The sequence below is a fragment of the Magnetococcales bacterium genome, from assembly GCA_015232395.1.
Taxonomy (GTDB): Bacteria; Pseudomonadota; Magnetococcia; order Magnetococcales; family JADFZT01; genus JADFZT01.
Window position 1 is genome coordinate 1 of the sequence record JADFZT010000100.1, and the last position, 12,941, is coordinate 12,941.

The window sequence follows — 12,941 nt, forward strand, 5'->3', positions numbered from 1 at the left end:
CGCTTCCGAAGCCCTGCAATTGCTGTTTGAAGGTCAGCGGCCCTCCTTCATGCAGTCTAACGAAGCTGAATAGTTACTTTATAATTAAGGAGAACGCTCATGTTTCACACTTCTTTTCGCCCTCTGGACAACAGTGACAGTACGGTCGCCAATGGTCAGGTCAATGTCTATGAAGTGGGTACGACCACTGCAAAAACGGTCTACAAGGATCCGTGGAAGATCGCATCCTATGGGTCCCAGCCGATTGTTCTGGACGCAAACGGTGAGGCCCCTATCTATTATGATGGTGCAGCGAAAATCGTTTTAAAGACTTCCGGGGGATCGACTATCTGGACCAAGGATTCTGTCACCTGCAACCGGGAATTGAAAACCACTGTTCCGGCCGGAAATGTGGACAACTGGTATATGGGTGTGCTGAATGATCCGGTCAATGTGAAGACCTATGGCGCGATGGGGGATGGGAGTCACGATGACGCCACCGCTATCCAGAAGGCTATTGATGACAACCCCGGAGCCGTCATCCTGTTTCCCTCGGGAACTTACAAAATTGGAACCAAACTGACTCCCAAACCCGGACAAAAGTTTTTCGGATACGGAGCCACCATCAAGACTGATGCGGCCTCATATGTGCCCTATGCTTTTCATGTCCAGAGCGGAGTAGACGAGGGGGATGGTTGTGAGTTTCATGGGCTGACTTTTGAGGAGGCGACCCCAACAAGCAGCAATTCCAGCATCGCCATTGGAATGGAAGATTGCAACGATGTCGTCATCAATGATTGTGTGGCAAAAGGTTACACGCAGTATGGATTTTCCATCAAGGCTGAAAGCGAGACCATCTCCAACCCGCGTGTGACCAACTGCCGGGTGATCGATCATGCTCAAAAAGGTTCGATTTACGCTATTGGAATTCTGTTGTATTCCCCTGCCGATGATTCGGGCTATGATTCCCATGGGGGAGTTGTAACCGGAAACCAAGTCTTCATCAAGGACAGTACGGATGCGGATGGTGCTTGCTGCAAGGTCGAAAATTTCCGGGACTGTGTCATCTCAAACAATATGTTTGTTCGACCAGCGGTGACCGGTGCATCAGGTAGCGGGGCTTTGACATTGATTGGCCTGCGGGACTCTGCCATTACTGGCAACACCATCAAATCAGAGGTGGATGATGAAACGTATGGAAAATTGGCCGCAGTGAGTATCAGTTCCAACGCCAGAGTTTCCTCCATCAACCCAACCGTCTCCACCACCCAATCATCCTACAATGTTCTCTTCAGTGACAACAACTTGAGTGGGGTTGCCGATCCAGATCCTGGAGATGAAACCGGTGCTTTGGTCCTCACCGGTGATCTGACCAATATCAAGATCTCCAACAACGTTATCCAGGCCCAGGTTGATTTGGTATATACCTCCGAGACAGTTACCAATCCGTCTGTCGGCAAACTATATACCATGGAGACAGACTTCAACAATATCAGCATTACCGACAACTCGATTGGAACCTATTTGAAATGTACGGGCCACCAGATCGATACGCTGAATATCAAGGGGAATACCATCAACAACCAAGTGTCGATCGAACCTGATTCGAGCACAACACCAAATGTCAATACCGTCCAGATTATGGATAACATCATCCTTTTGAAGGATGGTGAGCAGATCAGGCTTCATGGGACCTTGACGCGGTTCGTGAGGAACACAGTTATCAAGAAAGGTACTTTGAAAACAGGGCAAAATGAACTGATCAGTATCGGAGACGATAATGTGATCATCACGGACAATACTTTCAACTGCGGCTCGGCAACTCCTTGGTTGGCCACATTGACCTCTGATGCACAAAACGCCCGTGTTCACAAAAACCATGTGCGGGGGCCTTTCGATGGCCTTGGGCCAACGACTGCCAAACGGCTGGTCAATTTTTCTTCAGGTGGAACATTCACGGATCGCCTCAATACGGGCGACACCATGTCGGGAAAAATTACTTCATTCCAGCCTGGTGGTCCCGGAGGTTTGGTTGCTGGAGCGGGTGTCAAATCCAGCGCCATTTCGGTAACCCTCGCCCGGGTTGGCGATATCGTTCACGTCAGTCCGGGAACGGATCTCAAGGGCTGTGTTGCCACTGGCTATGTCCAGTCCACCGGGAATGTGATCATCAGAGTCCAAAATGGTACACCCAATACCCAAGGTTTTCTTCCCAAAACCTGGTGGGTCCAGGTAACCACTTTCCAAGATGAAACCACATGACCTCGAAACCGGAACAATTTTGACACACATCCCGTCAATTCAAGGGCTGTTCTACGGAACAGCCCTTTTTTTGATTCTGGAGAAGGATCTCTTGCATGAAAGAGTAATGTTTTGATATCCTGGTATGGTATAGGTGTTTTAGGCTTTTGACAGGGGTGACATGAAAAATATATTCTTATATTCTTTTTTGGTTTCTTTCCTTTTCGCCTCTCCAGTCAACGCTGCAGAGGTGATGGTGGACGTTTATGGTGCTGATGGAAATGATTATGGGGTGATTGGGACTACCGTAGCACTGAAAAATGATGGCTCTCTCTGGCGTTGGGGCGCTACCGACTGGACTGGACAAAGTTTCAATAGTTTCCGAAACCCTACTCTGGTAGAAGGTCTATCAAACGTCAGTATAATGTCGGTGATGGATTCGGGCGAATATCTTGCTCTGACCAGTGATGGTTCGGTATGGAACGTGTTATTGGATACAGATGTTTATAATTCGGAATTTGCAAATCTGGAGAGGATATCGAATCTGACCGATGTGGTCGATATTTCAACCGGTTGGCATCATTATGCTGCACTTACTTCAGACGGGAATGTCTGGGCATGGGGTAGTAATTCCTCCAGTCAGCTTGGTTCACTGGCCACGAGTGATAATGAGGATGATCCCGTTCAGGTATCCATTCCGGATCCGGTGGCCAAAATATCTGCGGGCAGCGACCACACCCTGGCCTTGACCGAGGGTGGAACGGTTTGGGCCTGGGGGGCCAATGAAAATGGCCAGCTGGGAAATGGCAATACGGAGGAAAACGCCACACCTGCGGAAATAGCGGGCCTGACCGACGTGGTGGACATTTTTACGGGTCTCTATCACAACTTTGCGCTGCAAGAGGATGGAAGCCTTTGGGCTTGGGGGAGCAACTTTTATGGTCAACTGGGTGACGGCACCACCGATAGCAGGCTCACCCCTGTACACGTCCAGGATGTCACCGATGTGGCAACAGTTGCGGCTTCATACAAGCATTCCGTTGCCGTGAGAACCGATGGTACCGTTTGGACTTGGGGGTACAATGGTTACGGCCAACTTGGGGACGGCTCGACTGAAAACAGCTCCACTCCGCAAATGGTTGACGGCGTGAGTAATGTGACCGCCGTAGCCGCGGGTTACCACACGGTCGCCATATCCGAAGATGGCTCCGTCCGGGCCTGGGGTGCCAATGATTATGGTCAATTGGGAGACGGCACTACCACCGACCAGTACTCGCCAGTTCAGGTAATTGATGCTGATGGGGAGCCGTTTTCGGTCTTTGTTGACGGTGATAATTATGAATCGGACGATTCCCAGGACGAAGCCAACCCCCTTACTTCTGGAGAATCCCAAACCCACTCCATCGAACCTTATTATGACCAAGACTGGTACACCTTCACCCTGACCCTCTCCTCTTCGGTTACCATCGAAACTTCCGGAGAGTGGGGGGATACGTTGATGACCCTCTATGATGAAGATCTGGAGGAGGTCGCCAGCGATGACGATAGCGGGGAGGGGCTTTTTTCCCTGATTTCCTTTGATTGCGACAACTATCTCATCCCGGGCAGCTACTACATTCAAATGGAAGCTGCTGATGGAGAAACCATCGTTCCTTCCTATGACATCCTCTTGCAAGAGAGCGTCTGTGAATCAATCGATGCCGACGGTGATGGCGTGATGGATGCCAACGATCTCTTCCCCACCGATGCTTCCGAATGGGGCGACAACGACGGGGATGGTACAGGGGATAATGAAGATATCGACGACGACGATGACGGCATGCTGGATAGCTATGAAGAGACCTATGGCCTGGATCCCAACGATCCCAGCGACGCCGAACTGGACACCGATGGCGATGGCGACACCAACCTGGAAGAGTCTCAATTCGGCAGCGATCCCACCGATGCCGACGACGCCCTGGTAGAGGGATGCGACGCCAAGGAAACTTTCACCGATGTTTCCTGCCTCCACTGGGCATTGGACGAAATTGAAACCATGGTGGATACCAGCATCACCAGCGGTTGTGGGGACGACAACTATTGCCCGGACAACACCCTGCAACGCTCGGAAATGGCGATTTTTCTGCTGCGTGCCAAATATGGCGGTGACTATTCCCCGGCAGCAGCCAGCGGGGCTCTTTTTACTGATGTGGCGTCCGATTATTGGGCAGGCCATCATGTGGAACGTTTGGCAGATCTCGGCATCACCCAAGGGTGCAGTGACAGCGCATTTTGCCCCAGCCGGGAGATCACCCGCTCGGAGATGGCGATCTTTCTGCTGAGAACCAAATATGGCTCGGACTATCAACCCCCGGATGCCACCGGAGAGGTGTTTGGAGATATCTCTTCAGACTATTGGGCCGCCCCCTATATTGAGCAATTGGAAACGGAAGGGGTGGTGGCAGGCACGATCGAGCCCGGGCGTGAATGCGACGATGGCCATTATTGTCCCAGCCAAAACATCAACCGGGCGGAGATGGCGGTTTTCCTGGTCAACATGTTCGATCTGGATGCAGATCAGAGCGATACAGCCACCTTGGCTTTGGTCCCCCAAACCGGTCAAACCGTCTCCTACGACTCCGGGGATGATGGCGACCTGCAATCAGGGGTGGCTTGGCCCGACCCCCGTTTTACCGACAACGCTGATGGGACGATTACCGACAACCTGACCGGCCTGGTCTGGCTCCAGGATGCCAATTGCTGGGAGCTTGTCAATTCAGGTTTGTCCCAGGTGGAAGCGTTGAATGCCGGGACCGAGAGTTGCGCAGAATACACCAGCCGTTATTCCGATTGGCGCCTGCCCTCCATTCGGGAGCTGCAGAGCCTCTTGGACCTGGGAGCCTCCTTCCCTGCTCTGCCGGAGGAGCATCCATTTTTGAAAGTACAGTATGGCGCCTACTGGTCCAGCACTGTCGGCAGACCCAATACAAATCGTAATGACTATACATGGTCGATCTCAATGACCACGGGCTACATCTCCCTTATTTCGGAGGACTACACCGCGTTTGTTTGGCCGGTTCGTGATAGCTCCGATGTGGCCCTGTTGGCGACATCAGCCCCCGAAACCACCGCTCTGGTGGCACAGACCGGGCGCAGGGTTTCCTTCCAAGAGGGTGATGACGGCGATTTGCAATCAGGGGTGGCTTGGCCAGATCCACGCTTTACCGTCCATGATGATGGCACCGTGACCGACAATCTGACCTCTCTGGTCTGGATGCAAAATGGGGAGTGCTGGGAAGCTGGTACCTGGGAAAAAGCCCTCTCTCAAGTGGCAGGCCTCAATTACGGCTACGTAACCTGTGATGGATATGATGGGGAGTATGCCGATTGGCGCTTGCCTTCCCGAAATGAGCTGTTGAGCTTTATCGATTTTGGGGAAGTTTTCCCAGCTCTCTCCGATGATCATCCCTTCGAGGGGGTCGAGGTGCAAAATGATGGGGAGAACTATTGGTCCAGCACCCCTCTTGAATTTGATCCGGAACGCGCTTGGGGGGTGGACTTTAACGAAGGCCACTCCGAACACGCTGAAATGACCGAAAGCTACTACGCTTGGCCGGTGCGGGATGGTTTGTGAGGTTGGTTTTTGTCTTCAGATGAACCAGCCCCACCTCTTTTCCTGATTGGCCTGGCGTCGCCAAAGCCACGACCCATTCCCGAAAAGAGCGAAATCGACCCTCAGGGCAATTTATAGAAATTCGAATCAAGAATTGGACATCTGCCGTTGCCCTTTTTTCATCATTCCCGCGAAGGCGGGAATCCAGGATATCTGGCACGAACCTTTCCAAATCTGACATCACTTTCAGCAAGATACCGGCCTTTCTTGAAAGTTTGGTTTTTCCTTGAGGGCAATCATCAGCTCCCTGGATCCCCGTCTTCGCGGGGATGATGAGTCAGGGAAGAGTGTCCAATTTTGAGATAGAACGGCTATAGTCTCTGGAATTTCCAAAAAAAACTCTCTCGGATTCAGCAAACCTCCACTCAAATGATTCTGATGCTCAAGGTCTGTAGGTCCCAGAATCTGTAGCATTGATGAAAAATCCCTTTGCGTCTGTATCAATCAATATTTCTGGATTGAGTTCATACACCACCCCATCTTTCTCAAAGTAGAGATAGGCGGTGTCATATCTCTGATTGATGGGGTCCCAGCTTTGGATCATATCTACGAATAATCCATCGGAATGGTCCATGACCTCGGCTCTGAATTCCGCCAATGAGGTGATGCTCTCTTTCTTGCTGGGCGGTATGCTGATCAAATTCAACCCCTGAACGAGATCCACACTGGTGAATTCCTGCCCCTGAAGTTGCAGAGAAGCTTCGCCATCCATATCGATGAAATAAGCACTGCCAGCTTTGAGATCGATTTCCTGGCCATTGGGGAGCACTTCACCATCGACCATTACGTTGACATATGGGTAATCAAACCTCTGATTGCTAGAATCCCAGCTATAAATTTGTTTGACCATCACACCATCATTGGCCTCCCGAATGGCTGCATCCCATTTGCTTGCTGTGGTAATGACGCTATTTTCGAAGGGATAAGGTGCCAGGTTGAAGCCGGTCGTATATTGATGGGTAATGGTGCTCCCTTGGGTGAGTTGCAAGTTGCCAAAATATTGCAGGGACTGACTGTCCAGGGTGTAGGTTTGGTTCAGGTATTCGGATGTTTCAGTATCGGTCGGGTTAACCATGACATCAATCGTCAAGCCATCCCCTATCTGCCATGCTTCTGAAAGATCACTCAGGTTGGTGATGACAATGGTCAGGAGTCCCTCTGTATCGTCATAGGTCAGCACGCCATTTTCATCAATACCATCGGTCAATGTCGATGAAACGCCGTGGATATCGGTAACCGTGACCACGATGTCCGTTTCAGCCGGATGGGTGAGAGGGGTTGCGCATTGGCTATCTAGGCGGACGATACGTCCCACGACTGTTTTGGGGCCTTCTTCACCGGGCTGGTAGTTGAGTTCTTCGATGGTGATGGTAACGCTATCCCCGGCGCTCCACTGAGCCCCATCGTGGACGGTCAGACCAAATTCGTAAGTGCCGCTTACGGTTGGAGTGAAGGTGGGGTTAACCAGGGTGTCGGAAGAGAGAGTGATGTCGGAACCGATGGGCTGGCTGTTGATGCTCCACAGATAGGTGAGTTCCTGGGTTGGATCGGGTGCTGAAGAGCAACTGCCATCGAGTGTCACTTCGGTGTTCACGTCATAGGTCATGTTCAACCCGGCTTCGGCCACTGGCAAAGCAATCGGAGTGTCCGCCGGGTCGGTGGGATCGGTGCCGGCCAAAATTTCCTCCAGATTGGATACACCATCGCCATCCAGATCTGAATCGGCATCGCCGGGATCTTCCGGGTCCAGTCCATAGTCCATTTCATCCAAGTCCGACATGCCATCGTTGTCGTCATCCAGGTCGCAGGTGTTGCCAACGGCATCTCCATCCAGATCCTCTTGATTCGGGTTGGCTACGGATGGGCAGTTGTCCTCTTCATCCAATACGCCATCGCCATCGGTATCGGCACCAGTTTCGATGACGGTCAGGATAAAGCTGTCACTGATGGCAAGCTCTCCATCCCCCACCGTGATGGTGATGGTGGTTGACCCTTTTTGATCGGTTGTGGGGGTGAGGGTCGCAGTGCGGTTTTCCCCCGAACCATTGAGCTGAATGTTGGCGTCAGTGACCAGAGTGGTGTCGCTGGAAGTGGCACTCACGGTGAGAAGGTCGGCAGAGGATTCGAGATCTCCGATGGTGAATGCAATGGCGTTGGTTGGGGTGTTTTTGTCGGTGCTCTGATCGGTGATATCGGAGAGGGTGGGCGGATCGTTCACCGGGTTGACGGTGAGCACGAAGCTTATGCTGGTGGTATCGAATTCATCGCTGACAGTGAGGGTGATGGTGGCGGTTCCGTATTGATCATCTGCTGGCGTGATGGTCACGGTGCGGTTGTCCCCGGATCCACCAAGCTGGATGTTGGCGTCGGGTATCAGGGTGGAATCGCTTGAAACAGCATGCACTGAAAGATCGTCGGCGGAGGATTCCCTATCCCCGATGGTAAAGCCAATGGCGCTGGTGGCTGTATCTTCGTCGATGCTCTGGTAGGAGATTTCGGAAAGGGTGGGCGGATCGTTCACCGGGTTGACGGTGAGCACGAAGCTTATGCTGGTGGTATCGAATTCATCGCTGACAGTGAGGGTGATGGTGGCTGTTCCGGATTGATCCTCTTCCGGAGTCAGGGTCACCGTGCGCTCCGCTCCGGATCCACCGAGGACAATATTGGCATTTGAAACCAGGCTTTCGTTGCTGGAAACGGCACTGATATTCAGATCATCAGCGGGTGTTTCATGGTCCCCAATGGTGAAGGCAATGGCTGGGGTGGATATATTTTCATCGACGCTTTGATTGCCGGGATTGGTGATGGTGGGCGGATGGATAATGGGAAGAATGATGACCGTGATGGTGGCTGAATTGGAATCTGAAGCGCCATCGTTGACCGTAAAGGTAAAAGAGTCTTCGCCGCTGACATGGTCGTTGGGGGTATAGGTATAGGCTCCGGTGGAGGCATTGGTAATGGAGGCCGAACCCAAGGAACCCTGGTTTTCGATGCGATAGGTGAGACTGTCCCCGTCCGGATCGCTGGCTTGGAGGGTTCCGGAGGCGGCACTGTTTTCGCTGGTATTCAGCGTGCCATCGTTGGCCACCGGGACTTCGTTGATCAGAGAGATGGTCCTGGAGGATCGATTCCCTACTTCGTCGTAGGCATATTCGGTAATGGAGACGTTTTCACGCTCAATTCGGATGAGGCGGTTGAGGTCGTCATAGCTAAAGTCTACTGTTTCTGCGGATGCATGAAAACAAAACAACACAGAAACAATTGACATGATTAATGTCGAATGCTTTTTTTTCATAACCCCCTCAGTGCAAACATGTTTGCAAGGAAATTGCCTACACCTCTAAAAAAACACTCCACTGATGCTATTTCTGCATTCACTATACAAACGCAAAGTGTTTTATTGGAACAGAAACGAAGGCAATAAGGTAATCGCCTGCCGCTCCCATAAATCCAATGTTACTTTATTTCGTTTCCAAGCAGCTCAAAATGTTCTATCGAAAACTCTCCTATCAAAATAGAGCCATCCACCCTTTTCAGTAATGGTTGAAGCGAATCATTGAAATAAGATGCAAACCGACCTGATTCCTTTATTTTTTCAGCATCAGCAGCTAATGAAAGACCCAATAGTGCAGCATGAATAAATGCATCTTTTGAATCTAACTCCCCCTTTATTCCACTAACAAGGACAGGAGCAGCATCAACTGCTATAGCAACAGCTCTAGAAGCAGGGTGTAGATAAGAGACAGTTTTGAAGAAGTTATGAGCTATCTTCACACGATTGATTAATTTTTCATTGTCGGCCCATGAAGTGTGTTTATACCACCAACTTTCTGTGCTTTGACCTTTAGGATCAATCCCCATCATTGGATTCCCCAACGCATACACATACCGATTCAGGGTCCCCGGCTGCACCATCTCACCCCGCAGGGGATCCTTGCTCAGGAAGCGTCCGGTTTCGGTGTCGTAATATCTGGCGCGCATGAAGAGCAGGCCGTTGTCTTCGTCCATCACCCCATATTGACCCACATAGCGGAACGGATTGGTGGCGTCGGCGGGTTCCATGGCAATGACCTGGCCGAATTCGTCGTAGGCATATTTTTCAACGATGTTGCCGCTGCCGTCGGTCACAGCCACGGTGCTGCCGCGACTGTCATAGTGATAGCAGTAGCGTTGCCCGCTGGCTGAAATCCGGTGGAGGAGACCGCCTCGGCCATGGATATAAAAGTGGCTGACGTGGCCGCTGGTGTCGGTCTCTTCCAGCACCCGACTCATGGAGCCGTTGAGATCCAGCACATAGCGGGTAGTCGTTCCCCCTATGGTGCGGGCGATGCGGTTGCCGAAGCCATCATAGGTGTAAGAGATGGTCTCTCCACCGGTCGTCGCGGAGTCAAGCCAGTCTGCGCTGTTGAAGGCGTAGCTGTTGCCGTCACTGCTCCCCTCACGGTTGCCGTTGAGGTCGTTTTCATACTCCACACTTCCCGCCTGGGTCAGCCTGTTTTCGTCATCGTGGCTATAGATCATGCTGCCGGCAGTGGGGGATGGGAGGGGGAGCAGGTCGGTTCCGGTGACTGACTCATGGTTGCCCAAAACATCCAATACAAAGCTGTATGAAGCGATGAGGGTGTTGTCGGAGCGGTTGTGGGTGATCGAGTCCAAGCGCCCTGCTTCGTCATAGCCGAAAGTCGAGGTCGTCCCGCAGGCACTTTCGATGGTGTCGACCTGGCCGGAATCGTCGTAGTGAAAGGTGCTTTTTTTGCCGTCGTTCAGCCAGTCGGTGACGGTGTGGAGCCGGTTGTTGTCGTAGTAGCCATAAGTGACGGTTCGCGGCGAGTTGGTGCTGGAAGCGTCTGGATAGGTGATGGTGGCTGACCGTCCCGCCCCATCGTAGCCATAGCCCACGCTCTGCCCGAAGGTGTCGGTATAGCCTGTGATCCGGTTGAGATCGTCGTAGCTGAAATTGTCCGCGTTGGAGTCGCCGTTCCAGTCCGCTATTCGGGTCAGGTTGCCATGATCGTCATAGCTGAGGGTGACCGTGCCGGGGGTGGGATAGGCAATGGTCTCCAGCCGATTTTCTGCATCATAGGTCAGGGTAATCGACTGGCCATCCGGCTTGGTGATGGTTTTCAGGCCGCCGTTGTCGTAATAACCATATTGAATGGTGGAAAGAGGGGATATCTCTTTTTCGAGCAGATCCCGACCGGTCTGATACACAAAGGTGGTGGTGCGATTTTTGGCATCGGTGATCGATTCCAGCAGGTTGTTTTCATTGAAATCATAAACAGTGGCTGGATTGGTCCAATGGGTCGCCGATGTCAGATTGTCGTTGTTATCATAGGTATAATGAAAAGTGGGCGTGGCGGCATGGGTGTGTTTGGCGTTGCGGATATCCGTCGTGCGTCCGGCCGCATCGTTGGTAAAGGTGGTGGTGTTACCCTTGTGATCTTGAATGGTGGCCAGGTTTGCGTAGGTGTCATAGGTAAAATGGGTGGTTCTGTTTTTCCCGTCGGTGGTGGTTTTGATTTGACCGTTGTCAAAATAGGTATAATTCACCGTTTGGCCCAGCGGGTCTTCGGTACGCATAAGTTTGAGGCCGTTGGTGGGATCGTCATAATGGGATTGCCAGGTGTGTTGCAGGCCATCGGTGACGGAGCGCAGGTTGTTGTAGGCGTCGTGGGTGTAGCTGGTTTCGGAAAGCAACGTCCCACCCTGGTCTCGTGCCGTTATTTTTTGGACATTGCCATTGTCGTCATAATCGATCGTGTAGCCGTTCCCATCGGTATCGGTGATCTGGCTGGGTTTTTGGGGATGATCGGCAATCAGATAGTCGATATCGCTGCTGGCTGAACTGGGATGGATGGTTTGCTTCAGCTGGTTGTCATCGTGCTGAAATTTCCACAAATCAGCTGTTGGCGTGGTGAGATGGGTGAAGCCGTTGGTCAGGGAGAAGGTGGCCAGGGTTTTGCCATCCTCCTGGATGTTTTTGACCGTACCCTCGCTCTCATAGGTGATGGTGCGGCTGTTTTGCCTTGGGAAGAGCATGTTCGACAGCAGGTTTTGATCGTTGTAGCTGTAAGTGGTTGTCTGTTGCCCGGCATCCTGGAAAGTGGCCAGGCGGCACTGATCGTCATATCCAAAAAGAACACTTCTTCCAAGAGCGCTCTCCGTCACACGACTCAGTTGCACCAAGGGATATTTTTCCAAGGGGCAGTCCATATAATCAAATTCAAACCGCCGACCGGCAGCGCCGGTGACTGAATCGAGCCTGCCATAGCCGGCGATATTTTCTCCGACGCCGAAAGTGACTGCAAACCATTCGAGGGTGATCTGGTTGTCAAACCTGTCCGTTATCCATGTTGGATAGAGATAGGGCAGTTTTTCACTGAAATTTCTGAAGGAGTAGGTGATGCGGTCCTTGGTGGTGATGTCATATCCGGTATTGCCGCTACTCACGACCTCCACCTGGGCGTAGGTTTGGGGTTCCGGAAATTCAGCATATTTTCCGGTGGCATCATCCTTCTGGAACAGGGTTTCGCTGCCATCCCCCCAATGTACCGCCAGGAACGCCTTGTCACTGGTCTCCTGGAGAAAAATATCAAAATTGTGGCTCCATCCCAGTCCCATGAGACCCTGATGGGCGTCAAAGGAGTTATAGTGGTGTTGGAACGCCAGTTGTGGTCCGGCGCCACGCAGGGAGAGGCTGGGGGTGGGGTGTGCAAAGCGATAGGCCAGGGTGCCCAAATCCACCCCCTGGTGGTTCCCTTGGAGTTTACGGGGGGCGTCAGGGGTCTTGGATCCGGCGGGGAAAATATATCCGGCGATGCCATCGTCCGAAAACCCCCACTCGGTTTTGGCCAAAACCGCATCATATTCGGTCTGCCGGGAGACCATGACATAGTGGTAGTCATCCCCGGTTTTGGCTTGCTTCAAGCGATGAAAGGGGATGGTTCCAGGAGATCCAGAGTCCGCATAAACCCACCCCTGTATGCCTTCGTACTGGTAACCATCGATGATCTTTGAGTCTTTATCCTCTTCATCGGTGGTATAATAGTGGGTATCAGCTGATCCTGGT

General features: G+C 52.0%; 4 protein-coding genes. 2 read left to right on the top strand and 2 right to left on the bottom strand.

Features of this window, described 5'->3' with window-relative positions; translation table 11 throughout:
* The first annotated feature begins 99 nt into the window (after positions 1 to 99).
* Both HQL52_18155 and HQL52_18160 read left to right on the top strand, forming a co-directional pair.
* Positions 100 to 2,241, top strand: a complete 2,142-nt coding sequence (locus HQL52_18155; protein MBF0371369.1) for a hypothetical protein — start codon at positions 100 to 102, stop codon at positions 2,239 to 2,241.
* A gap of 469 nt (positions 2,242 to 2,710) precedes the next feature.
* Positions 2,711 to 5,833, top strand: a complete 3,123-nt coding sequence (locus tag HQL52_18160) for a DUF1566 domain-containing protein (GenBank protein ID MBF0371370.1) — start codon at positions 2,711 to 2,713, stop codon at positions 5,831 to 5,833.
* Between the two features lie 421 nt (positions 5,834 to 6,254).
* Here HQL52_18160 and HQL52_18165 read toward each other — a convergent pair whose 3' ends face one another.
* Positions 6,255 to 9,140 carry a tandem-95 repeat protein gene (locus tag HQL52_18165; protein ID MBF0371371.1) on the bottom strand — a complete coding sequence of 962 codons (2,886 nt, stop codon included), beginning with the start codon at positions 9,138 to 9,140 and terminating at the stop codon, positions 6,255 to 6,257.
* 188 nt (positions 9,141 to 9,328) lie between these two features.
* Positions 9,329 to 12,941, bottom strand: a 3,613-nt coding sequence (locus HQL52_18170; protein ID MBF0371372.1) for an RHS repeat protein, incomplete at its 5' end; no start/stop codon positions are given.